General features: G+C 60.0%; 20 protein-coding genes and 1 pseudogene. 15 read left to right on the top strand and 6 right to left on the bottom strand.

Translation table 11 applies throughout. The annotated features are described in order from the left end of the window. Window positions 1-35: 35 nt before the first annotated feature. On the bottom strand, window positions 36-500 hold the full coding sequence (locus FKG94_RS02755; RefSeq protein ID WP_142902673.1) for a hypothetical protein: 465 nt from the start codon (window positions 498-500) through the stop codon (window positions 36-38). Between the two features lie 340 nt (window positions 501-840). Here FKG94_RS02755 and FKG94_RS02750 point away from each other — a divergent pair, with 340 nt between their 5' ends. Continuing rightward, window positions 841-3,093: a TonB-dependent receptor family protein gene (locus FKG94_RS02750; RefSeq protein WP_142902672.1), complete on the top strand. Its 2,253-nt coding sequence runs from the start codon at window positions 841-843 to the stop codon at window positions 3,091-3,093. Window positions 3,094-3,435: 342 nt separating this feature from the next. On the opposite strand, the gene FKG94_RS02745 is transcribed toward FKG94_RS02750, so the two are convergent. Next, on the bottom strand, window positions 3,436-3,771 hold the full coding sequence (locus tag FKG94_RS02745; RefSeq protein ID WP_142902671.1) for an HPF/RaiA family ribosome-associated protein: 336 nt from the start codon (window positions 3,769-3,771) through the stop codon (window positions 3,436-3,438). Window positions 3,772-4,264: 493 nt separating this feature from the next. Here FKG94_RS02745 and FKG94_RS02740 point away from each other — a divergent pair, with 493 nt between their 5' ends. The 10 genes from FKG94_RS02740 to FKG94_RS02695 all read left to right on the top strand — a co-directional run bounded on the left by FKG94_RS02740 (window position 4,265) and on the right by FKG94_RS02695 (window position 15,418). After that, entirely contained in the window at window positions 4,265-7,048 is a 2,784-nt protein-coding gene (locus FKG94_RS02740; RefSeq protein WP_142902670.1) for an HAD-IC family P-type ATPase, read from the top strand. Continuing rightward, a complete protein-coding gene (locus FKG94_RS02735) occupies window positions 7,045-7,602 on the top strand; it encodes a Na+/H+ antiporter subunit E (RefSeq protein ID WP_179957462.1) in 558 nt (185 codons plus the stop codon). Before FKG94_RS02740 ends, FKG94_RS02735 begins: the two co-directional genes overlap by 4 nt. Beyond that, entirely contained in the window at window positions 7,599-8,018 is a 420-nt protein-coding gene (locus FKG94_RS02730) for an MrpF/PhaF family protein (RefSeq protein WP_218943417.1), read from the top strand. Before FKG94_RS02735 ends, FKG94_RS02730 begins: the two co-directional genes overlap by 4 nt. After that, the gene (gene mnhG, locus FKG94_RS02725; protein ID WP_142902668.1) at window positions 8,015-8,332 is read left to right on the top strand and encodes a monovalent cation/H(+) antiporter subunit G; all 318 of its coding nucleotides are present in this window, start codon (window positions 8,015-8,017) and stop codon (window positions 8,330-8,332) included. Before FKG94_RS02730 ends, mnhG begins: the two co-directional genes overlap by 4 nt. Continuing rightward, on the top strand, window positions 8,322-8,606 hold the full coding sequence (locus FKG94_RS02720) for a Na(+)/H(+) antiporter subunit B (protein WP_218943416.1): 285 nt from the start codon (window positions 8,322-8,324) through the stop codon (window positions 8,604-8,606). Before mnhG ends, FKG94_RS02720 begins: the two co-directional genes overlap by 11 nt. Continuing rightward, entirely contained in the window at window positions 8,596-9,318 is a 723-nt protein-coding gene (locus FKG94_RS02715; protein ID WP_142902667.1) for a Na(+)/H(+) antiporter subunit B, read from the top strand. Before FKG94_RS02720 ends, FKG94_RS02715 begins: the two co-directional genes overlap by 11 nt. Continuing rightward, window positions 9,315-9,614 carry a sodium:proton antiporter gene (locus tag FKG94_RS02710; protein WP_142902666.1) on the top strand — a complete coding sequence of 100 codons (300 nt, stop codon included), beginning with the start codon at window positions 9,315-9,317 and terminating at the stop codon, window positions 9,612-9,614. Before FKG94_RS02715 ends, FKG94_RS02710 begins: the two co-directional genes overlap by 4 nt. Beyond that, window positions 9,611-11,128: a complex I subunit 5 family protein gene (locus FKG94_RS02705; protein ID WP_142902665.1), complete on the top strand. Its 1,518-nt coding sequence runs from the start codon at window positions 9,611-9,613 to the stop codon at window positions 11,126-11,128. Before FKG94_RS02710 ends, FKG94_RS02705 begins: the two co-directional genes overlap by 4 nt. After that, window positions 11,125-14,355 carry a complex I subunit 5 family protein gene (locus tag FKG94_RS02700; RefSeq protein WP_142902664.1) on the top strand — a complete coding sequence of 1,077 codons (3,231 nt, stop codon included), beginning with the start codon at window positions 11,125-11,127 and terminating at the stop codon, window positions 14,353-14,355. Before FKG94_RS02705 ends, FKG94_RS02700 begins: the two co-directional genes overlap by 4 nt. Before the next feature lie 127 nt (window positions 14,356-14,482). Further along, window positions 14,483-15,418, top strand: a complete 936-nt coding sequence (locus tag FKG94_RS02695; RefSeq protein WP_142902663.1) for a universal stress protein — start codon at window positions 14,483-14,485, stop codon at window positions 15,416-15,418. Window positions 15,419-15,430: 12 nt separating this feature from the next. On the opposite strand, the gene FKG94_RS29140 is transcribed toward FKG94_RS02695, so the two are convergent. Beyond that, entirely contained in the window at window positions 15,431-15,634 is a 204-nt protein-coding gene (locus FKG94_RS29140) for a DUF819 family protein (protein WP_246124928.1), read from the bottom strand. Window positions 15,635-15,670: 36 nt separating this feature from the next. After that, window positions 15,671-16,109: pseudogene (locus tag FKG94_RS29135) on the bottom strand (DUF819 family protein); the annotation flags it as partial. Between the two features lie 180 nt (window positions 16,110-16,289). On the opposite strand from FKG94_RS29135, the gene FKG94_RS02685 reads away from it, so the two are divergent. Further along, window positions 16,290-17,009 (top strand): winged helix-turn-helix domain-containing protein, encoded by a 720-nt coding sequence (locus FKG94_RS02685; protein ID WP_142902662.1) that lies wholly within the window; start codon window positions 16,290-16,292, stop codon window positions 17,007-17,009. Continuing rightward, the gene (locus FKG94_RS02680; protein ID WP_142902661.1) at window positions 17,000-18,622 is read left to right on the top strand and encodes an ATP-binding protein; all 1,623 of its coding nucleotides are present in this window, start codon (window positions 17,000-17,002) and stop codon (window positions 18,620-18,622) included. Before FKG94_RS02685 ends, FKG94_RS02680 begins: the two co-directional genes overlap by 10 nt. A gap of 247 nt (window positions 18,623-18,869) precedes the next feature. Here the strand turns inward: FKG94_RS02680 and FKG94_RS02675 are convergent, their stop codons facing one another. Continuing rightward, complete coding sequence (locus FKG94_RS02675; protein WP_142902660.1) at window positions 18,870-19,889, bottom strand: LacI family DNA-binding transcriptional regulator; 1,020 nt, start codon at window positions 19,887-19,889, stop codon at window positions 18,870-18,872. 450 nt (window positions 19,890-20,339) lie between these two features. Here FKG94_RS02675 and uxaC point away from each other — a divergent pair, with 450 nt between their 5' ends. Beyond that, window positions 20,340-21,758: a glucuronate isomerase gene (gene uxaC / locus FKG94_RS02670; protein ID WP_142902659.1), complete on the top strand. Its 1,419-nt coding sequence runs from the start codon at window positions 20,340-20,342 to the stop codon at window positions 21,756-21,758. Window positions 21,759-21,837: 79 nt separating this feature from the next. Then, a complete protein-coding gene (locus tag FKG94_RS02665; protein WP_142902658.1) occupies window positions 21,838-23,436 on the top strand; it encodes a mannitol dehydrogenase family protein in 1,599 nt (532 codons plus the stop codon). On the opposite strand, the gene FKG94_RS02660 is transcribed toward FKG94_RS02665, so the two are convergent. After that, on the bottom strand, window positions 23,406-24,107 hold the full coding sequence (locus FKG94_RS02660) for a FadR/GntR family transcriptional regulator (protein ID WP_142902657.1): 702 nt from the start codon (window positions 24,105-24,107) through the stop codon (window positions 23,406-23,408). The genes FKG94_RS02665 and FKG94_RS02660 overlap by 31 nt on opposite strands. Window positions 24,108-24,347 lie beyond the last annotated feature (240 nt).

The following is a 24,347-nucleotide window of genomic DNA, read 5'->3' as shown; positions in this document are numbered from 1 at the left end:
TCTCTGAATCTCAACGGGGCCTTCGGGCCCCGTTTTTATTGGGTCGGATACTGGAGCACTCGCTTTGTCGGCCCTGGGTTTTCACAGTGTCGAAAACCACCGCGTTGATTGAGGCGATAGTCCCAGTATTTACCGTCCGCTTCGAACACCACGTGATAACCGTTTACCGAAGCCTGGGTGTAAACCTGTCCCGGCAGGGCACAACCCATAGCGCCGCTGGGCCAGGTGACCGCTTCGGCGCGGTGCAGGCGCAAGCGGTCGTGCCCGAGCTGCTGTACCAGCGCCCGGCGCACGCGCTCCAGCAGTGGCTCGGGCACCTCGCCGGTAACAGGCTTGGCCGCTGCTGCCGGCGGTAGCTTCTGGGGCGCCTTGCGCCGATAGACTTCCCGCTGTTGCTCGCGGACCTGGGGGTCATCCCGGGTTGGCGAGGTGGCTGCCGGCGGTACCGTACAGCCGGCGCAAAGCAGAATGATCGCGAGGAAACTGATGCTGGTATTCATCGACGTGGGCCTTCTGTCAGTATCGGTGTTGTCTTTGACAGACGACGGTCGGGCCTTATCCCTCAATTCAATCTGACCAGCCTGTTCGGTAACGTGCAGGGTATCTCGCGAGTCGCCTCCCGCTGCCTGCTTTTATAATCTTGCTTCTATACATAATCATCTAGGCGTGTGTATTCATTGTCGGTATCTGACAATTAAACCGAAAAGCGCTTGTTAATCGTTAAAATAATGATAATGATTTGCATTTGTTTTAATAGTTGGCTAGGATTTCAAGATTGAGCGCGGTGGATGGGCATAGCCAGCCTGCCGCACAGCAGAGTGTTTTGTTGGGGATAATTCTATGAGAAAGGTCAGACTGGCTGCGGCGGTAGCTGCCGTGGTGAGTAACTCTGTCGCAAGTTTCTCTGCCACAGGGGCGGAAGCGACAGAGGCGGGGCAGGTAGTGGAGTCCAGGTTTCACGAGGAAATTACCATTGTCGGAAGCCAGGACGAGGTGCGCAACGCCACCGGTTCGGCGCACTTTATCGGCGCCGAAGAACTACAGCAGTTTGCCTACTCCGATATCCAGCGTATCGCCCGCCAGGTACCGGGCGTTTCCATCCAGGTCGAAGACGGCTACGGCCTGCGCCCTAATATCAGTATTCGCGGCGTCGCCACCGAGCGCAGCGGCCGCATCACCCTGCTGGAGGATAATGTCCTGATCGCGCCGGCGCCTTACTCGGCGCCATCGGCTTACTACTTTCCCACCGTCGGTCGCATGCACGCGTTCGAAGTGGTGAAAGGACCCGCCGCCATAACCCAGGGGCCCTACACCATCGGCGGTGCACTGAATATGGTGTCGACCCCGATCCCGCAGGACCTGGGCGGCGACCTGTTATTCGAAGCTGGTGAAGATACCACCTACCGCATGCACGCCACCTACGGCGGCGAACTGAACAACGGTTTTGGTTTTTTGCTGGAGACCCACCAATGGCAGTCCGACGGGTTCCAGGATATCGACCGCAGCGGCAGCGATACCGGCCTGGATATCAAAGATTACACCGTCAAGCTCAGCTATGCGCCGGAAGGCTCTCCCCACAGTGTTAAGCTGAAACTTCAATACGCCGACCAGGATTCCAATCAAAGCTACCTGGGCCTGACCGACGCCGATTTTAATGACGATGCCTTTCGTCGCTACGGTCTGTCGGCGCTCGACAATATTGAAACCGAGCACGAGCAGGTTATTTTGCGCTACCAGTTTCAAATCAGCGATGCCCTGAGTCTCTCGGCGACCGCCTACAATAACGAACACGAACGCGACTGGTTTAAAACCGAGGGCGTCGACTTGGACGGCAGCGCCAATGCCGGCGATTTTGATCGCACCAGTTGGGCAAGTATTATCAATGCCATCAACAGCGGTGACAGCGTCGACGGATTTTCCCCCGCCCAGTTGCAGGGGATTCTCGACGGCACCCAGGACACCGTAGCCGGCAGTATTCAACTGCGCTCCAATGCCCGTGAATATTATTCGCGGGGCATTCAACTGGGTTTGAATTGGGAGGGTCAACTGGGCGGTGCGACCCATAGTCTCGAGGTCGGTGTGCGCGTGCATGAAGACGAAGAGGATCGCCTGCAGCGCAACAGTACCTACAGTCAGCGCGGCGGTGCCCTGGTGTTGGATGATCTGGGTGAACTCGGCAACGCCGGCAACCGCGTGCAGGAAGCGGAAGCCCTGGCGGTACATATTTATGACCGGATCGAGTTCGGTGATTGGGTGTTCACGCCGGGATTGCGCTACGAAGATATCGAGCAAAAACGTACCCGCTACAACGACGGCGCTGCCCGCACATTCCGCGACAGTCGCGAGAACGACACCAGTGTCTGGCTGCCCGGTCTGGGTGTGCTCTACAACGTCAACGACGAGGTGGTGTTGTTGGGTGGAGTGCACAAAGGTTTTACCGCACCGAGCAACTCGCCGGGCGTGGAGGAGGAGGAAGCCATCAACTATGAGTTGGGTGTGCGTTACCAGTCCGCAAACCTCAGCACAGAAGTAGTGGCATTTCTGAGCGACTACGACAATCTGCTCGGCGAGTGCACGTCCTCCTCGGGTTCGGATTGCGAAATCGGGGAAGCTTTCAATGGTGATGCGGCCACGGTGAAGGGTATCGAAGTGCTGGCGTCGGCCAACCTGATGTCTGGAGATACCTTTGCCGTGCCACTGACGTTTACCTATACCTATATCGACGGGGAGTTCGATACCGATATTGCCGATACCGATTTCTTCGGCGATGTCAATGAAGGTGACCCGATTCCCTATATCCCCGAAAATCAGTTCCAGTTGACGGTGGGTATCGAGCAGGTACGCTGGGCCGCCTATCTCAATGCCAACTATGTCGATGAGGTCTGTGTGCGTGCTTCTTGCGAAGCCTTCGAGGAGACCGATGACTCCCTGACTGTCGATCTGTCCGGCAATTATCAGCTCACCGAGCAGTTAAACCTGTTTGCCCGGGTCGAGAATCTCACCGGTGAAGAGGATATTCTCGGTCGCCAGCCTTATGGTGCCCGTCCCAATAAAGACCGCACCGCTTCGGTTGGAGTACGTTTCAGTTTCTAAAGCCTGGAAGTTTTGCCAGTCTCAGTCCGGTTAAACAGCTAAATCGATGACCGCCCTCGATTTAGCCGTTTAACCGGCTCCTGAGTTGTGTCGAGGCGTATTGGCTCAACACTTCCTGAATCCTGTTTGAGTGCTGCTCCGGTAAACCATGGGAATCGGGTGGTGTTGGGACGATGAGTCAGGAGAATGTCTTTTATGCGAGGTTATGGCTGTATAAAAAGCCGTAAAAATATTGTTGCATTGCGTCTATTGAACAAATGAGCTTGCTCAGGTAGCGGCCAACTCTCTGCCGCTCCGGTTGTAACCCTGGTTGTAGCCCTAGTTTTAACCCTAGTTGTAATCTCAGTTGTAACCATAGTATCGCTTAAGATTCATACGCCGCATATAGTTATGATGGCGCTCCACTGCCCGCTTGGCCCAGTGCACGCAGGTATTGATCGTCTGGCGCAGATCGTCCCCCCTCTCGGTGACGACCACATCTTTCAAATGGTCGAGTTGTAACTTGATCTCACACTGCTGGTCTTTGCCGTCCTCGGCGTCCTCGATCTTGACCAAGGTCACCTCCGCCTGTTGAATTTTGCCATAGTATCGCCCTAGCGCCAGATATAACCGGGAGTTGATATGGTCGTGCATCGCCAGGGACAGTTTAAAGCCCTGGGCCCGCGCTTTGATATTCATGGTTGTGCTCCTCGAATAGTTACCAAGACCTGGGTAGTGGATGCTAAGACGCTAGTATCAGGGCTCCTACATCTTAGGATTTCCAATGTCATAGACCCAATACCAGAACTACGTGTCGCTGCTGTGGAGTGAGCTTGTGTACCACGTGATACAACATACAAAATCAACCTTGTAAGGAGTGATACTGTCAACCTTGTAAGAAGGTGATGGTACGGGGCTTTCGTATCGAGAAAAACTCGTTTATTTTTTTTTAAATCATCGGTAAAACCGAACACGCCCATTGACTGTATTACAGATTATTCCCTTTTTTATTGTGTATTTTTGCATTTCGCAGTTTCTCAGCCAACTCCGAATATCGGAAAAATCGAATCAAAAAACACGAATATTCGACTTTTATGAACTATTGGCTTGGGCTACTGTTTGTCTGCCGGCGCTTGCCAAGGGGGTAACGACGCCGCGTTTGTGAATAAACTGCCGAGTATGGGAGAGACCTATGCGTTCTGAACAGAGGTGGCACGCGACACCTGTCGAGGAGGTAACCGAACACTTGAGTGCCGACAGTACCGAGGGTCTGTCGGCGGCCGCAGCGGCGCAACGACAACAGCGCTACGGTCTTAACAGGTTGACTGAACACAAGGGCATGGGGCCGGTGAAGCGCTTCCTGTTGCAGTTTCACCAACCCCTGGTTTACATCTTGCTGTCGGCGGTGGCTGTCACGTTGGCCCTGCAGGAATGGGTCGATGCCGCCGTGATCGCCATGGTGGTGTTGTTAAACGCGATTATCGGTTTCGTGCAGGAGGCCAAGGCGCTGCGCGCAATCAATGCGCTTTCCAAGCGCTTACACAGCGTTGCGACGGTTATTCGCGACGGGCAGCGCCAGAGTATTGCCGCCGACCAGCTGGTGCCCGGCGATCTGGTGGTGTTGCAACCCGGCGATAAAGTGCCGGCTGATATGCGGCTGATCAAGTCGCGGGATTTGCAGATCGACGAGTCGGCGTTGACCGGGGAGTCGGTGCCTGCGGAAAAAACTACCGCAGAGCTTCCCGCCGACAGCGAACTGGGTGACCGGCGCAACATGGGCTATTCCTCGACCCTGGTCACTTACGGCACCGGCCTGGGTTTGGTAACCGGCATCGGGGACGACACCGAAATCGGCAAAATCTCGGCGTTGATTGCCACTACCCAGACGTTGGATACGCCGCTGACTAAACGGATAAAGCAGTTCAGCCACCTGCTGCTCTATGCGATTCTGGCGCTGGCGGGCGTGACGCTGTTGGTCGGTTGGTTGCACGGTGGCTCCCTGCTGGAGACATTTATGGCGGCGGTGGCCCTGGCGGTGGGTGCCATTCCCGAGGGACTGCCGGCGGCGGTGACCATCATGCTGGCGATCGGCGTGTCGCGGATGGCCCGGCGGCGGGCGATTATCCGCAATCTGCCGGCGGTGGAAACGCTCGGCAGCACCACGGTGATCTGCTCGGATAAAACCGGCACCCTGACCAAAAATGAAATGACAGTGCGCGAGCTGTGGTCAGGCGCACAGCTCGTTGATGTCAGCGGCGACGGTTATGATCCGCACGGTGAATTTTACCACCCCGGTGCTGATCGGGACCCAGGTGATGTTGTCGATGCCGGTGCCGATGCGGCGTTGCGGGAGACGCTGACGGCCGGCCTGCTTTGCAATGAGGCGAGTCTGTTGCCGCCGGCCGATGCGGATGCCGGCGCGACTTCGACGGCGGCCCAGTGGCAGATAACCGGCGATCCCACCGAGGGTGCGCTGCTGGTATCGGCGCATAAAGCTGGCTTGACCACAGCCACCGCGCAGGCGCGGTTCGAGAAAATCGATACGATTCCCTTTCAATCCGAATACCAATATATGGCAACGCTGTGTCGCGACCGCGAGGTTGACACCTGCGTTATCTATATCAAAGGCTCCCTGGAAAGCGTGCTGCCCAAGTGCGACAGTGTGCTGGACAGTGGCGGCCGACCGGGGCCTATCGATGCCGCTGATGTGCAGCGGCGGGCCGAGGAAATGGCGGCCCGGGGGCTGCGGGTGCTGGCGTTTGCGCGCAAGCGTGCCGCTGCCGGCAGCGATACCCTCGAGCACGAAGATGTGGCCGGGGCGCTGGAGTTTCTGGGACTGCAGGCGATGATCGACCCGCCGCGCCCGGAGGCCGCCCGCGCCGTGGCGGCCTGCCACCGGGCCGGTATCGCAGTGAAGATGATTACCGGCGACCACGCACTGACCGCCGTCAGTATCGCGCGGCAACTGGGGATTGTGGCGGCGGACGAGAAACGGCCGGTGGTGACCGGGCGGGAGCTGACCGATGTCGATGCCGGTCAGTTGGAGGACCTGGCCGGGGAGGTACCGGTTTTTGCCCGGGTAAGCCCCGACCATAAACTGCAGTTGGTAAAAGCGCTGCAGGCCGGCGACCAGGTCGTCGCCATGACCGGCGACGGGGTCAACGACGCGCCGGCCCTGCGGCGTGCCGATATCGGTGTGGCCATGGCCTTAAACGGCACCGAAGTCGCCCGCGAGGCCGCCGACATGATGCTCACCGACGATAACTTTGCCACTATCCGCGCAGCGGTGGAGGAGGGGCGCAGCGTCTTTGACAACTTGAAAAAGTTCATTGTCTGGACCCTGCCCACCAACGGCGGCGAGGCGCTGGTGATTCTGGTGGCGGTGTTGCTCGGCATCTCGCTGCCGCTGCTGCCGGTGCATATTCTCTGGGTGAATATGACCACCGCCATTTGCCTGGGGCTGATGCTGGCGTTCGAGCCGGCGGAGGCCAACATCATGGAGCGTCCGCCCCATCAACCCAACACATCGATTCTTGACAGTACCCTGCTTTGGCGTATATTGCTGGTCTCTTCGTTGTTGTCCGTGTCGGCGTTTGGTCTGTTTGAACTGGAACTCCTGTGGGGTGCCACCGAGACCGAGGCACGCACTGTGGCGGTGGCCATGTTTGTCGTCGGTGAGGCCTTCTATTTGTTTAACTGTCGCTCCCTGACGCAGTCGGTGTTCAAGGTCGGGTTCTTTTCCAATCCCTGGATCTGGTTTGGCATTGCCGTGATGGCGATTCTGCAACTGTTGTTCACTTACCTGCCGGTTATGAACCAGTGGTTTGACACCGCGCCTATCGGCATCGATGCCTGGTTGCGCATCCTCGCCTGCGGCCTGATGATTTCACTGATTATCGGACTGGAAAAACACTGGCGCCAGCGCTCTGGCCCCGCCGATCTCGGCGGTGCCCAACGCGCGGAAGCGATGCCGTGAAAGCGGGAATAAACATCCTCTCGGTGCGCGCCTGGCTGCCGCGGCTGGCGATTTTTGCCGCGCTCTGGTGGTTGCTCGCCGAAGGGGTGGCGGCATCCTGGACGGTCGGTGCGGTTGCGGTGTTGGGGGCATCGTGGTTGAGCCTGCTGCTTGCCACCCGCCTGGCACCGGCGACCACCGCCACATCGGCGGCGGGCATCAGCGCAATCGGGCTGCTGCGGTTCATTCCTTACTTTCTGTACCAGTCGCTGCGCGGCGGCCTCGATGTCGCCAGGCGCGCCCTGCGGCCCGATTTACCGGTGTCGCCGGGCTTTATCGAGTATCGCTTACAGTGGTTGCCGGATACCGGCGCGCGGCTGTTTTTTATGAATATCATCAGTCTGCTGCCCGGTTCCCTGAGTGTCGAATTTGACGCTGACGGCGGGGTGGTGCACCTGCTCAACAAGGAAAACCTGGACACGCAGGAGTTGCGCGAATGCGAGCGACGGGTGGCGCTGCTGTTCGGTATAGACGTTGCGAGCGGTGACGCACAGGCGCAGGGAGGGACACTGTGAATTACTATCTGACAGCCGTCGCCGTCGCACTGCTGCTGGTTTTGCTGGCGGGGCTGGTGCGGGTTTTGCGCGGTCCTTCGGCGGCCGATCGTATGCTGGCTGCACAACTTTTCGGTACCACCGGGGTCGGTATTCTGGTGTTGTTGGCGGTGGCGCAGGACCAGTCGGCGCTGCTGCATGTCGCCCTGGTGTTGGCGCTGCTGGCGCCGTTGGCCTTGATCGCGTTTATTCGACTGTCGGAGGATGTCCCCCTGCCGGAGCGAGCTAAATTATTGAAGAAGGAGGCGGCGCCGGACCAGGCGTCAGGGGTGGACAAAGCCGCGTTGTCGGAGTCGGCGCCGCTGTCGAACCAGGCTCCTTCTGCTGAGCGGACCCCTTTTTCCGGGCAAGCTTCTCCGTCGGAGCAAGCCCCATGAGCCCCGTCGATATTGCCACTGTGCTGCTTACCGGTGGCGGGTTGTTTTTCTACCTGGCCGGCTCGGTGGGCCTGTTGCGCTTTCCGGATGTCTACAGCCGGCTGCATGCCCTGACCAAGGCCGACAATCTCGGCTTAGGTCTGCTTTTGCTGGGGTTGGCGCCGCAGATGGCCAATGCTTTCCAGATAGTGCTGTTGCTGCTGATCTGGCTGCTGGTAATGGCGGCCGGTGCTGCCTGCTGTCATCTGGTAGCGCGCCATGCCTATAACGCACAGCGCCGTGTTGAAAACGGGAGAGAAGAGCGTGCCGATTGACATGACTATCGACTTTACCCTGGGGGCGGGCGTGCTGGTGCTCGCCTGGCTCAGCCTGTCGACGACCAATTTATTCAAAGCCATTGTGCTGTTTATCAGTTTGGGTTTGCTGGTCACGATTACCTGGGCGCGACTCGGTGCCGTGGATGTCGCGATCGCCGAGGCGGCCATCGGCGCCGGACTGACCGGTGCCTTGCTGCTGGCCGCCTGGCGGCGCCTGCGGACGGTGCCGGGCAACACGCGCCGCAAGGCGGGGGACAACCATGTTTCGTGAACTGAACAGTAACGCTGCACCACCTGCGGGACTGCGCATCGTTTGCGCGCTGGCCATCGTTGGCCTGACACTCGCGTTGATAGCGGCGGTGGTGGTTTCGGGCCCCGCTGCTCCCGGCCTGCAAGCCGCCGTCGCCGCGGCCCTGCCGCACAGCGGCGTCGAAAATCCGGTGACGGCGGTGCTGCTGAACTTTCGCAGCTATGACACGCTGTTGGAAATTGCCGTCTTGTTTGTGGTGGCGGTGGCCACCCTGCCGCTACGTCGTGCTGTCGCACCACAGCGCACCGAGGCCGTTGCCGTCGAGCCGGTGCTGGCGGCACTGGTCAAATTACTGGTGCCGCTGGTGGTATTGACCGGCGGTTATTTATTGTGGGTGGGCGCCTATGCGCCGGGTGGCGCGTTTCAGGCCGGCGCTCTGCTCGCCGGTGCCGGCGTGCTGCTGTCGCTGGCCGGCGGATTTTCACTGGCGGCACTGCCGGCCCGGCCGCTGCTGGTGGTGGGGCTGGTGGTGTTTACCGCAGTGGCGGCGGCAGTGGGAGCGATAACTGGCGCCTTTCTGCAATATCCCGTTGCCGCTGCCGGGGTTCTGATACTGGTAATTGAAGCCGCGGCCACCGTGTCCATCGCTGCCACCCTGTTGTTGCTGTACGGCAACCTGGCCGAGCCGGTGCCGTCCGGCCCGCTTGCCGGGACCAAGGAGCCCGCATCGTGACTCAGGATCTGTTTTACAGTATTTGCGGTATCGCCCTGTTTGGTATCGGTCTCTACGGACTGCTGATACCGCCGCATATTCTGCAGAAAATTCTGGCCGTCAATGTGATGGGCACCGGTGTTTTCATGGTGCTGATCGCCACCGCCCAAAGCCGCGCGCCGGCTATCGATCCGGTGCCTCACGCCATGGTTCTCACAGGGATTGTGGTGGCGGTCGCCGGCACCGCGTTGGCACTGTCGCTGGTGTGTCGCATCTACGCCCTGTCGGACGACACCGAACAGGACGCCGGCCGATGAGCGGACTGTCTCTTCCAGCCCTGCTGCCCTGGCTGGTCGGCCTGCCGCTGCTGGCGGCGGCGGCCAGTTTCGCCGGGCAGCGCTGGGTTGCCGGTCGCTGGCTCAATGCGGTGGGCGCGGCGGCGCAGTTGGCGCTGGCGGTCCTTGTGTTGTGGCTGCTGGCGGCCGGCGACAGCGGACTGGGGCAGCGCTATACGCTCGGCGGTTGGGGCGCCCCCCTGGGTATCGATCTCTATATAGACGGTTTTGCCGGGCTGATGATTGCCATCACCGCCGCGCTGGGATTCGTACTCAGCCTCTATAGCTGCAGCTACTTTACCGAGCCGGACCAGGCGGCGCGCTTTTGGCCGTTGTGGTGGCTGCTGATGGTAGCCCTGAATGCGGTTTTTCTGGCGGCGGATGCGTTTAATATTTATGTGACACTAGAGATACTCGGCCTCGCGGCCGTGGCCCTGGTCGCTCTGCAGGGCGGCCGGCCGGCGCTGCAGGCAGCCTTGCGCTATCTCCTGGTGGGGCTCTTGGGTTCGCTGTGTTACCTGCTCGGAGTGGCGCTGCTCTATCGGGCTTACGGCACCCTCGATCTGGCACAGTTGGGACAATTGGTGCACGCTGCGCCCCTGAGCTGGGCGGCGTTAGGGTTGATCACCGTCGGCCTGTTATTGAAAACCGCGCTCCTGCCCTTGCATTTCTGGTTACCGCCGGCCCATGCCAACGCGCCGGCGCCGGTCAGCGCCGCGCTGTCGGCGCTGGTGGTGAAGGCGTCGTTTTATCTGCTGGCCCGCTTCTGGCTGGAAACGCTGTCGGCCGCCACCACTGCCCAGGGATTACAGGTATTGGGCGTCTTGGGCGCAGCGGCGGTGCTGGTGGGGTCGATACAGGCGATTCGCGCCCAGCGACTAAAACTGATTGTCGCCTACTCGACGGTGGCGCAACTGGGCTATCTGTTTTTGCTGTTCCCACTGTTCGGGCGGCCGTCTGACACTGCCGGTCTCGGCGGCGCGGTGGTCGATGCGGTGGCCTACTTTATCATCGCTCACGCCTGCGCCAAGGCCGCCATGTTTCTGGCCGCCGGCAATATCCAGCGGGCCGCCGGCCACGACGATATCAGCCGTTTGCACGGTATTGCGCGGCGCCAGCCGCTGAGCCTGTTTGCCTTTGCCATCGCCGGGGCCAGTCTGATCGGCTTGCCGCCAAGCGGCGGTTTTGTCGCCAAGTGGCTGCTGCTGAATGCCGCCATCGATGCGGGCCAGTGGTGGTGGCTGATCACGGTGATTGCCGGGGGGTTGCTGGCGGCGGTCTATGTCTTCCGGGTATTGAATCTCGCCTTCACCGACAGTGCCGAGCAGCCGCCGGCCGCCGAGGCGCAGCCGGTGTTGCCGCGGCTGCTGCCGCTCGGCGCGTTTGCGCTGGCGATCATCACGGTGCTGCTCGGCTTTAACGCGCTCTGGGTGCTGGAGGTGCTGGATATCGGCGTGCCGCCGCTGCAATTGGCCGCCGACGGGGAGGCGCTATGAACTGGAACAGTCTGCTGCCGTTGTTGATTGTGCTGAGCGCGCTGGTGCCCGGCCTGATAATTTTTTGTCTCGACGAGAGTCGCCGCACGCTGCGTACCACATTGAATATCTGTGGCGCACTGACGACGCTGGTGTTGATCGGTATCATGGTGTCGGGTGTGTATCAGGGCGATCTGGTCGAGACCCGCCTGCCGCTGCTGCCGGATATGGATATCGTTCTGCACGCCGATGCACTGTCGTTACTGTTTGTCAGCCTGTCCGGTTTGCTGTGGCTGGTGACCACCGTTTACGCCATCGGTTATCTCGAGGATTCTCCCAACCGCAGTCGTTTTTTCGGCTTCTTCAGCTTTTGTGTCAGCGCCACGCTCGGGATTGCACTGGCCGGTAATTTAATTACGTTTCTAATCTTTTATGAACTCCTGACCCTGACCACCTATCCGCTGGTGGTGCATCGCGGCACCGCCAAGTCGCTGCGCGCCGGTCGTATCTACCTTCTTTATACGATGATCGGCGGCGCCTTGTTGTTGGGTGGCGTCGTGTGGTTGAAGTCGCTGGCCGGGGCGCTGGATTTTACCGCCAACGGTATGCTGGCGGACCTGCCCCACCTCGAGCGCGGTCAGTTGCAGATCATTTTCGCGCTGCTGATCGCGGGCCTGGGGGTCAAGGCGGCGCTGGTGCCGCTGCACGGTTGGTTGCCGGTGGCGATGGCGGCGCCGGCGCCGGTCAGTGCGCTGCTGCATGCGGTGGCGGTGGTGAAAGCCGGTGCCTTCGGCATTGTGCGCGTGGTCTACGATGTGTACGGCATCGATTTTGCGCGCGAGTTGAATGTGACACCAGTGCTGGCGGCGATCGCCGCGGTCACCATCGTCTACGGTTCGCTGCGCGCGCTGTTTCAGGACGACCTGAAAAAACGGCTGGCTTATTCGACGGTGAGCCAGGTGTCCTATATCGCGCTCGGCACGGCTATCGCCGGGCCGGTGGCGACCATCGGCGGTATCGTGCACCTGGTGCACCAGGGGTTGATGAAAATTACCCTGTTCTTCGGCGCCGGTAACCTGGCCGAGACGCTCGGCATCCACAAAGTCAGCGAAATGGACGGGGTCGGGCGGCGCATGCCCTGGACCATGGTGGCGTTTACCCTGGCGGCACTGGGTATGATCGGCATGCCGCCGGTGGCCGGATTTGTGTCCAAGTGGTATCTGGGTGTCGGCGCGATGGAGGCCGATGCGTTCTGGGTGATACTGGTGCTGGCGGCCAGCAGTCTGCTGAACGCCGCCTATTTTCTACCGCTGCTGTTTCGCGCCTGGTTCAAACCCCAGCGTGGCACCTGGCCCGCTGAGCGCCGCTTCGGCGCCTGGGAAACCCACTGGATGCTGCTATTACCGCCGTTGATTACCATGCTGGTGGCGCTGGGGGTAGGCGTGTTTGCCGGTGGATTCGCCAGCCCCCTGACCTGGACGACATTGATCGCCGCGCGCGAGTACGGGCTCGGGGCGCTGCCGGCGGTAACGCCGGGTCTGTTGCAGGTACCGTTGTTGTGGGCGGCGATACTGGCGCCGCTGCTGTTGGCTGCCGCCCTGGCGTTCCCCCGCCTGCGCCGCCGGTGTTGGTACTGGGCCCCCTGGACAGCGCTGCCGGCGCTGGCCGCTGCAGTCTGGTCCAGCGAGGGCCAGAATCTGCTGCCCTGGTTGTTTTTCGGCAGTATTGTCGAGCTGGATTCCGTGGGCCGGGTGTTTCTGTTGCTGGCTGCGGTGCTGTGGCTGACCGCCGCGCTTTATGCGCGCGAATACCTGCGTGACGATCCGCAGAAAGAACGCTTCTTCCTCTTTTTTCTGCTTGCTATGGGCGGCAATTTCGGTTTGATTCTGTCGCTCGATGCGTTCGGTTTCATTACTTTTTTTACCCTGATGAGCCTGGCCGCTTATGGGCTGGTGGTGCACACCGGCACTCGCGAGGCCCTGCGCGCCGGCAAGACCTATATGCAGTGGGTCATTATCGGTGAGGTGCTGTTGTTCGCGGGCTTTACCTGGCTGGCATACAGCGCCGGCAGCTCGGAGATTCGCGCGCTTGCCGCCGCGCCCCACAACGATTGGATCTTCGGCCTGTTGATCGCCGGGTTTGGCATCAAGGCCGGGCTCTTGTCCATGCATGTATGGCTGCCGCGGGCGCACCCGGTGGCGCCGATACCGGCCAGCGCCGTGCTGAGCGGTGTGATGGTCAAGGCCGGGCTGCTCGGCTGGCTGCGCTTTATGTCCGACGGCGATGCCGCTGCCGCGACTGCGATCGATTGGGGTACAGTGCTGCTTTGGTTGGGGTTGGGCGGCGCGGTGCTGGCGGTGCTGGCCGGTGTGGTGCAGCGCAACCCGAAAACCCTGCTGGCCTACTCCACCATCAGTCAAATGGGCATTATTGCCGCAGGCTTTGGTGCCGGTTTGCTGCGCCCGGAGCTGTGGCCGCTGCTGGTGCCGGCACTGCTGGTCTATGCCCTGCACCACGGCCTGGCCAAAGGTGCGCTGTTCTTCAGTGTCGGCCTCACCGCGCAGCTGGCGGCACCGCAGCGGCGCTGGCTGTGGGTGGCTGTAGCACTGCCGGCGCTGGCCCTGGCGGGGCTGCCGTTTACCAGCGGCGCCCTGGCCAAGGTCGCGCTCAAAACAGCAGTGGCCGACCTCGCCGTATTGACCGCGGTGTTGCCGGTAACCGCCATAGGGACGGCATTGTTAATGATTCGTTTTATGGATCTTTTGCGCCAGGGCGTGGCTGAGCAAAAAGCGCCGGGCGCAGTGGGTGGCTTTTTGCTGTTACCTTTTATGATGCTGTTGTTGCCGTTGGCCGGCGCGGCGTTTCTGTTGCCCGAAGCACAGGTGTTTCTACCGGCGTTGACGGTGCCGTCGACGCTGTGGACGGCGGTTTGGCCGGCGGCGGTCGGTGTGGCGGTGTACCTGGTTTGCCGCGCGTTGCTGCAGAAAACCGCGCCTTTGCCGGCCGGCGATATTATTGTGCCGGTGGAGGCGGCGCTGTTGTACTGGCGCCGCTGGTGGCGACGTCCGGCCCGACCGGCGCCGGCCCTGGGGGGTTACCGGCAATTACAGCAGCAGTTTGCTCGCCTGGCGACTGCCGGCGCCGATCGCAGCGACGGACCGTCCCTGCCATTGCAGGTTTATTGGAGCAACCCCGGGCTGGTGTTCATCGTCGTATTGTTTGCGTTGTTGGCGGTGACTTTTTCATAGGCGTTTATTGCCAGAAGCGACCACTATTGGCGCGCGGAGATTGCTTGGCTACCAGCGGCCATGGGTTGTATGCAAACAGGTAGTGCCGCCATAGGCGGGTGTTATCGACGAGACGGGAGAAACCACTATGCGACGTTTCAAGAATATTCTGGTTATCGCCGGTGCCGACACCGATACCGGCGAAAATGTCGCCATCGCCCGCGGTGCCGCCCTGGCCCGGCGCAATGATGCCCGCCTGACACTGATGGATGTCGTCAGCGCACCACCGGCTACGCTCAAGCAGTACAAGGGTATTATCGATATCGACGAACTGACGGATTTGGTCCAGTCGGAGCGCAAAAAAGCGCTCGACCATATTGCCGCGCCGCTGCTGCGAGACGGCATTGAGGTAATCACCAAAGTCGCCAGTGGTCGCGATTTTATCGAAATTATCCGCCAGGTGTTGCAGGGCGGGCACGATCTCGTTATCAAAACAGCGGAACGCAGTACCGGTATCTTCGCCGGCGGTGATCTGCATTTGATGCGCAAGTGTCCGCGCCCGGTTTGGTTGCTGAAATCCGCGCTCGGCGCCGGCAGTGGAAAAATCCTGGCGGCGGTGGACCTGGCTCTGGAGGCCGATGCCGAGGGACAGGCTCTAAACACCCTGATTATGGACCTGGCCACAACCTTGTCGCGCTGGGAAGGTGGCGAACTGCATATGTTGTCGTGCTGGACGTTGTACAGTGAGAGTGCGTTGCGACACAGTGCGTTTTTGAATGTGCCGGATGCCGAAATCGAGGCGTTGTTGGATGCTGAGCAGGCGGCGCAGCAGCGGTGCCAACGGCAGCTTTGTGCACGCTATAACGATGTGCCGTTCGTAAAGCATCTTGTCAAAGGTAACCCCGATACCTGCATTCCGACGTTTGTCCGCGATCACGAGATTGGTACTGTGGTGATGGGCACCGTCGGCCGCAGCGGTATTCCGGGCCTGTTTATCGGCAACACGGCGGAAACCGTTTTGCAATCGATCGACACTTCTGTGATCACGGTCAAGCCGGCGGGTTTTGAAAGCCCGGTGCGTTAGCCTGAAATCCCGTCACGGCGCAACCAGTTGCATAAGCTGGGCACAGAAGATAGCGCCGCAGGTGCCGGGCACATAACCCAGTACCGCCAGCAGCACACCGACCGGGGCGAGTGCCGGGCGGAAGGCGGCGGCCACCACCGGTGCCGGGGCGGCGCCGCCGACATTGGCTTTGCTGCCGACGGCGAGAAAAAAACGGTGCCCGGATAAACTTGGCAACCGCCACCATCATCGCGTATTTTTCCTGATTGAAACCGTAGAGTTGCAGCATCGCGGTCTGGTTGGCGCCGCCGCCGATCCAGCTGCCGGCCAGCGTCGACAAGCCGCGCCAGACCGCATCTGCGCCTTCGCCGCCCACGGTTTGCGGGTGTATCAGCGACATCACCTACACCGCTACCGGTCCACCCAGCACGATGCCGACAGTCGCGGTGAAAAACGTAATCAGCGCCTGGTTGCCGAGGCCCATCACCGCCTTTAAATCGATGCTCAGTGTCATCAATGCCAAACTCGCCGGCAGAAAGTAGTCTTTTGCCATCGGCCATAGATTGGCGTTTTCGAAGGAGACGATGTTGAAGGTGTTGAGAAGGGAGGGCAGCAGATAACACATCAACACAATGGGCACGATGCGGTAGAACTTTCGCCAGAATCTGTGCCCGCAGTGGGCAGTGAAAAAAATGGCCCCCAGGATAGCCACCAGAATGCCGAATAAGATGGCATCGTTGTCAGAAAGAGTTGTCACTATAGCCTGCGCCTTAGTGAGCGGCAGTGGTGTCACATTCTGTCACACTTTGACCCCTGGGCGTAAGGCGCTATAAAAGGTGATCATATACAATAAACGGAAAGCATTTTTTGATTGCGGACACCGGGTATTTTCATGAAGAGTTCTGATGCGGCGGCAATTCGCCTGTTTTTGGTCGAGGACGATGCGGGGCTGTCGGCGCTGGTACAGGAGTACTTCACCAAGAAAGGGTTTGCGGTGGCGGCGGAGTCCGACGGCATAACCGCGGCCCGGCGTATTCTCGAGGAAAAGCCGGATGTGGTCATTCTGGACGTTATGCTGCCCGGTATCACCGGTATGGAGATATGCCGCCGCGTGCGGCCGGCCTTCAGCGGATTGATCCTGATGTTGACGGCCCTGGATGACGATATGGACCAGATGCTCGGGCTGGAACTGGGCGCCGATGATTACGTGGTCAAACCGGTGGTGCCGCGCCTGTTGTTATCGCGTATTCACGCCTTGTTGCGCAGAACGCCGGTGAATCGAACGCCCCAGCCCACTGAGGTCAGCGCCGATGATCAGCTCGCGGTTGGCGACCTTTGCATCAACCGGGTTTCCCGCACCCTGGCGGTCGGGAGCAGCCCGATCAAACTGACCACGGCCGAATTTGAGTTGTTGTGGGTGCTGGCGGAGGCGGCCGGTAAGGTAGTGAACAGGGACACTATCCTGCAGCGCATACGCGGTCTCGACTACGACGGTCTCGACCGCTCGATCGACAGGCGCATTTCCCGCTTGCGCAAAAAGTTGGGTGACGATCCGGACAACCCCAAGCGCATTAAAACAGTACGGGGTAAAGGTTATATCTTATGCCCCTAGCGGTATCGAGACACCACCGACCGTTCACACTGGTGCGAATTTTTTTGCGCCTATGGGTCGTCGTAACCATACCGCTCGGTGTTCTCTGGTGGTTTGACGGCCTCAATCCGGTGCACGGGATCATCAACGATATGGCGCGCGATACCTACATTGCGTTATATCGGGGCACTTTCCACCTGGTGCAGGAAGATCTCGAAACCAGGCCTGTCGAGCAGTGGCCTCAGCATATTGTCGATCTGGCGCCGCATTTCGGTTATCGCCTGGTACTGGAAAAACTCGAAAGCGATAGCTTCAGCGCTCTTGAAAAGAGCAGCTTACGCAGTGGCGAATTTCTCTTCCGTGGCGGAGAGCCGGCTGTGTTGGTTCGCCGCGTGGCGCAGTCTCGCTTTGTGTTGCAGATGTTTTTGGGAGAGACGCAGGACGAGATAGAAGAGCGCCGGCGACGGGGCACCATGTATCTGTTGCAGCAACAACTGAAGCTGCATCCGCCGCAGCAATGGGCGGCTGTCATTGCCGCTTACCAGCCCCACTTTGGTTTCGCCATTGACGTGCTGGATATAGACAGCGATCGTTTAAGTTTGAGTCGCGATCAAAAGGCGCAATTGCGACGCAATCGAATCTATACCTATCGGCCGGAGCAACTGGCTGAAGTCAGCTATATATTGCTCGACGATCGCCGGCATGTTATCCGGGCTGAGACCCGTTCGGGCGGTACTTCAGACTTGCTGCTGCTGGTGATCGCCTTCTCGACCCTGTGCGGGGCCCTGGCTCTGGGTATTTATATTTGGCTGCGTCCTCTCTGGCGTGACTTAAAGCATATGGATACAGTCGCCGCCGAGTTTGGCGAGGGTTATTTCGACGCCCGCGCTGCGCTGAAAAACAGTTCGGTAGTGGCGGGACTGGGGCAGTCTTTCAACAGCATGGCTGCAAGTATTCAGCAACTGATTGACGGCCAGAAGGAATTGATCAATGCCGTATCCCACGATCTGCGTACGCCGATGTCGCGGTTGCGCTTTGCGTTGGAAATGTTGGAAACTGAAAACGATACTGAAGACCGCGACCGCTATATTCACAATATTCAACACAGTGTCGCCTCGCTGGAGGAGCTGATCAATGAGTTGCTGGTGCATGCCAGATTTGAACGGACTCCCTCCGCCCGCACCTTCAATAACTACGCTGTCTACAGCTTTTTAACCGATGAGGTCGCGTTGTTTGTCGATAATCCACGCGGTATCGAGGTGGTGTGGATCCCGCCGGGGCCGGTCGCCGATTTGCAGTGTGTGTTTGATCGCGGCGCCCTGGCCCGGGCGCTCGCCAACCTGTTGGAAAACGCGCTGCGCTATGCCGATCACCGGATTGAGGTGAGCTTTACGGTGACCGACGGCTGGTGCCGGGTAATGGTTGATGACGACGGTTGCGGTGTTGCGGCCGCCGACCGCGAGCGAATTTTCAAACCTTTCACCCGGCTTGATGACAATGCCGAGGGGGCAGGGCACGGGTTGGGCCTGGCGATTGTCGGGCAAATTGCCAAATGGCATAAGGGCCGCACCTACGTTGTCGATGCGCCTGCGGGCGGCGCGCGCTTCGTATTCGAGTGGCCTGCAGACCTGTAATTGCACAGTTTTTTTACAGTTGATCCCGGCCTTACATGAACCTGGCGCTGCAATGAGAAGCGCGACCTGGCTATGGCGGTATGAAACCGTGGGCCGCAGGGATGCGGCCCTCGAGCCTACAGGGACGTATTCACGGCGTGTTTCATACCGCCATAGCCAGGTCGGGCGCCACGGAGTTCATAAAAAAACACTGTTTTCCCACCCTAAAACTAGCAACATGGTGAAGCGAGACCCCCGGCGCCGGTACTTACAGGGCAGCGCTGGATTCGCGGAGCTGAAGTTCGCAATCCATGGTGACCGGTCTGGTCGGCTCGCCGGCCGTTTCGTCCCCGCCGCTGAACTGATCGATCAGCAGTGACGCCGCAGTGCGGCCGATATCATCGAAAGGCTGGCTGGCGGTGGTCAGGCGTGGCCAGACCTGTTGTGAAAAGGGCGTATTGTCAAAACCCACCAGCGATATCTCCTGCGGCACCTGGATATTGCGGCTGTGCATTTCGTAGAGCAGGCCGGCGGCCATATCGTCATTGCCCGCGAAGATCGCCGTCGGCGGTTCGGATTGTTCCAGCAGCGTCGCGGCGGCGGCACGGCCCGAGGCGAAATTGTTCAGGCCCTGGATTACCAGTGCTTCGTCGACGGCGAGTCGGCGTTTGCTCATGGCGGCGCGAAAACCCGCTTCGCGCTGGGCGCTGGAGGCGAGATCGGGATGGCCTTTGACATAGGCGATGCGCCGGTGGCCGAGGCCGATCAGGTGGTCGGTGAGATCGAACGCCGCGCGCCGGTTGTTGACTGCCACGGCAAGGCCGTGGCCGGTGTCTTTGGGATTGATGCTGACGTAGTGGATACGGCGCTGCGCCAGCATATCGATCAACGGCTGTTGATCACATACCGGTGATGACAGAATCAAACCGTCCACCAGGGTGCCGGCCACCATCTGGCCGATGTCCTCGACCAGGTCCGGCGCCTGATAGTTGCAATTGTGCAGGTACAAACCCATGCCGCGTGCCTTGCAGGCTGCCATAATGCCGGTCTGCAGGTGCATCAGGAAGTTGGGGCTGGGATTGTCGTAAACCAGCGCCAGTAAGTAGGAGCGTTTGCGGGCCAGGGCCAGGCCCAGGGGGTTGCGTTTGAAATCCAGCGCGGCTATGGCCTGCATGACTTTTTCCCTGGTGGCCGGTCGCACGTTGGGCTCGGCGTTCAATACGCGGGAAACCGTTTTCTTGGAAACTCCAGCGTGTTTGGCAACATCGACGATAGTAGTGTTACCCATATCTTTAGTGCTTTCCTGTTTTATTCTTACCTTGCTACCGCTGTTTGATTCTGGTGCTGAGCGGTACTTTTCGGCGATCGATTGGGTATTGTGCCACAGCACTGGCCCGGCAGAGACCCGGCAGCCGCCGGGGCGACAGGCAAGCTTGCGCCCGATCGGGAAAGAGAACCCCCGTCGGGCCGTGGTGTGGCACGTAAACGGTTTAGAACGCCAAACTACACAAGTTATCCGCTTTTTCACGCCCAAGACAACGCACAGCTACAAGAGCAAGCCATCAATATCCACCAGTCAAGGTTTATACTGCCAATTGACACCGGTGTCAATTGGCAGTATAAAACCACCAACATAGCTGCTTGACCACTCAAGCCGCCGAACCCGGATATCCAAACCCTGTTCCGCCAACGCGTGTCTGCGCCGGTGCCGGCGGGGCTCAAATGAGAGAGGGTCAACATGTCAAAAGCCCTGGAGATGCGCCCCGAACGGTTGTTTTCTTCCGATCCGACCCAGCGGGCGATAGCACTCAGGCTGCACCGGGAGGTGGAGCAGCTGCCGATTATCAGCCCCCACGGTCATACCGATCCCCGCTGGTTTGCCGAGAACCAACGCTTTGCCAACCCCACCGAGTTGTTGATTCAGCCCGATCACTACGTTTATCGCATGCTCTACAGTCAGGGTATCGGGCTCGACACCCTGGGTATTCGCCGCAGCGACGGCAGCGCCGCCGCTGTGGACCCGCGGGCGGTGTGGCGGTTGTTTGCCGAGCACTACCACTTGTTCAGAGGCACGCCCTCGGCCTATTGGCTGAACTATGTTTTCAGTCAGGTGTTTGGTCTGGAGGTGCGCTTGAACAGCGCCACCGCCGATCTTTATTACGACACCATCGACGCTGCCCTGGCGACCCCGGCGTGCAAGCCGCGGGCCCTGTTTGAACGCTATAACATCGAGGTGCTGGCGACCACGGAATCGCCGCTGGACACGCTGGAACACCATCGCGCCCTGGCCACCTCCGGCTGGTCCGGGCGGGTGATTACCGCCTTTCGTCCCGATCCGGTGCTGGACCCCGACTATGAAGGCTTCCGCGACAACCTGGCGCAACTCGGCGACATGACCGGCAGCGATTGCTTCGACTACGCGCAATACCTCGATGCGCTGCGCCAGCGGCGTGCCTTTTTTAAAACCCTGGGGGCCACCTCCACCGATCATGGCCACCCGACAGCCAAGACCGCCGATCTGACCCGTGCCGAAGCTGAAAAACTGTTTGCCAGGGTGACGGCGCCCGGCCCCTGTGCGGCGGCCGATGCAGAGTTGTTTCGCGCCCATATGCTGGTCGAGATGGCGGCAATGTCGCTGGAGGACGGCCTGGTTTTGCAGATTCACCCCGGCGCCAGCCGCAATCACAATGCCGGCGTGTTTGCCCGTTACGGTCGTGATAAGGGTGCCGATATTCCCATGCGCACCAATTACGTTGCCGACTTGAAGCCGCTGTTGGACCGCTATGGCAACGAGACCGCGCTGAGCGTCATTCTCTTTACCCTTGATGAATCCAACTACAGCCGCGAGCTGGCACCCCTGGCCGGGCACTACCCGATGCTGAAACTGGGGCCGCCCTGGTGGTTCCACGACAGCCCCGAGGGCATGTTGCGGTTTCGCCGCGCCACCCACGAAGTGGCCGGCTTTGCCAATGTAGTGGGGTTCAATGACGACACCCGCGCGTTTCTGTCCATACCCGCCCGCCACGATATGGCCCGGCGCATGGACTGCGTGCACCTGGCGGAACTGGTGGCGAGCCATCGCCTCGAAGAGGATGAAGCCGCGGAGATTATCGTCGACCTGAGCTACAGCTTCGCCAAGGCCGCCTACAAACTTTAGGTCCGATCTCGAGGGCTTCAGTTGCAACGACACCGCGTCAATAACGCTGTAAAAAAGCGGTAAATCTGGATAACGAAACATGACTAACGAGACTGTTGATGACGAGACAACGGAGAGCGGCAGCCGTTTACACGCCGGTTATACGCCCCGCGAGGGAGCCCCGGTAACGGCGCCGGGTTATGACCGGCAAGCCTGCGGTACCGGCATCGTGCACCTCGGTATCGGCGCCTTTCAACGTGCCCACCAGGCGGTTTACACCGATGAGGTGCTGGCCCGACAAGGGGGGGATTGGAAAATTCTCGGGGTATCTCTGCGCAGCGCCGGCGTCAGGGATCAACTGAATCCCCAGGACGGTTTGTATACCCTGGTGGAAATGGGGGCGCCGGCGGCGAGGTATCGTATTGTCGGCGCGGTCGGCGGTGTTTTGGTGGCCCCGGAAGACCCCGCGGCCGTGTTGCAGGCCCTGACCGCGGCGAGCTGCAAAATTATTTCGTTGACGATCACTGAAAAAGGCTATTGCCACGACCCCGCCAGCGGCCATCTGAACCGACAACATCCCGATATCCTTCACGACCTGCACACCCCGGCGGCGCCGAAGACAGCCATCGGCTTTATTGTCGAAGCCCTGCACCGGCGGCGCCGGCAGGACGCGCCGATACCGACGATATTGTGTTGCGACAATCTGCCCAGTAACGGCACAACCTTAAAACGGATAGCGGTGGAGTTTGCCCGCGCACGTGACGCGCAGTTGGCGGCATGGATTGACAGCCGGGTCCCGTTTCCCAACACCATGGTCGATCGCATCGTGCCGGCGACCCAGGCGGAGGACATTGCCGATCTGCAACGGGTTTGCGGTTATCGGGATCTCGGTATGGTCAAAGCCGAGGGTTTCAGCCAGTGGGTGATCGAGGACAACTTCAGCGCCGGCCGACCTGCCTGGGAGGCGGTGGGTGCCACACTGGTGAGTGATGTGGAGCCGTTTGAATTGGCGAAACTGCGGCTGCTGAACGGCACCCACTCGTCGCTGGCGTATTTGGGTTTTCTCGCCGGCTATGAGTTTGTCCACCAGGTGATGGAGGATGGGGACTTTGTGGCGTTTTTGCGCGGCCTGATGAATACTGAAGTCATTCCGGGACTGGTGGCGCCCGAAGGCGTTGACCTGGCGACCTATGCCGACAGCCTGTTACAGCGCTTTGCCAATCCGAGCCTCAGGCACCGGACTTACCAGATCGCCATGGACGGTTCGCAAAAGTTGCCGCAGCGCCTGCTCGGCACCCTGCGGGATCAATTGGCGGCGGGCGGGGATATCGAACACCTGGCGCTGGCCGTCGCCGGGTGGCTGCGCTATGTGATGGGCGTCGACGAACACGGCGCGGTCATCGCTGTGCAGGACCCTATGGCGGCACTGTTGCGGGAGATCGGTGCTCCCGGGGTTGAACAACAGGGGATTAAACAACAGGCACGCGCCCGCCCGGATGCCGGAGGATTGGTCGATGCTTATCTCGAGGTCAGCGCAGTGTTTGGCACGGACCTGCGCGGCGACGACCGCTTTAAAAACCGCCTGACCCACTGGCTCGGCGAGTTGCTGGCGCAGGGGGTGACCGGCACCTTGAAGACTTTTCGGACTCGCCCGGGAGCGGGCGGCGATCACTCCAGGGAAAATTCTGAGAATTCCTGATAGACCCGCTCGATATGGTCGTGCATGGCGTCGCGGGCCGCCTCGCGATTGTGCCGGGCCAGGGCCTCGAAGACTCGCAGGTGATCATCGATATCCGGTTGCGAGCCCCGCGCCCGGACCTTCTGGTGGAAATACCGGCTGATATCCGACTTCACCCGCAGTGCCCACAGCCAATTGACGGTGCTGGCCAGAGCGCTGTTGCGGCTGGCTTTGGCGACGGCGATATGAAAGCGGCCGTCGTGGGCTTCCGCCTCTTCGGTTTGTTGTTGTGCGGCACTTTGCTCCATCAGCCGCAGCAGGACTTGCAGCTGTTGTAATTCCTCGTTGCTGATACGCTGCGCCGCCAGCGCCGCCGTCTCCCGCTCGATAGTCCGGCGCGCCTCGAGTATTTCCAGTGGTCCCGGGGCGTCCTCATAGACGATGGTGGCAGCGGTGGCTCCGGGCGCCTTGACATAGATACCGGAGCCCAGGCGGATTTCCACAACGCCCGCAACCTCCAGGGCGATTAGCGCCTCGCGCACAGTCTGGCGGCTGACATCGAAGCTGCTCGCCAGGTCTCTCTCCGAGGGCAGCCGGTCGCCGGCTGCCATGTCGGCGGTGCGGATATGGTCCGCCAGGCGGTCGGCAATTTGTTGGTAGCGCCGGCGGGATATGTCGGTTTCTATCAGCATAGGGCGTCTATTCAGTAAAACTATCGGTCTGACCAAATTAACTATTGATTTAATTGGTATGACCAGCTATGGTTTTGCGATAACTGGCTTGACCAATTTAAACGAAAGGGTTCCTCGAGTTCAAGTGCTTTTTCCTGGCCCAGGTGCTATAGGTCGGTGCTGCCACTCCCCGATAGCTCCAGCGCTGGACGCTGGGTTCAAGTTACAGTGGGTGCGAGTTAAAAGTCGGTTCGGCTTAAA

Source organism: Exilibacterium tricleocarpae, from assembly GCF_007004655.1.
GTDB classification, from domain to species: Bacteria; Pseudomonadota; Gammaproteobacteria; order Pseudomonadales; family Cellvibrionaceae; genus Exilibacterium; species Exilibacterium tricleocarpae.
The sequence above is the reverse complement of the archived record's forward strand: the minus strand, read 5'-3'. Positions and strand labels throughout refer to the sequence as shown.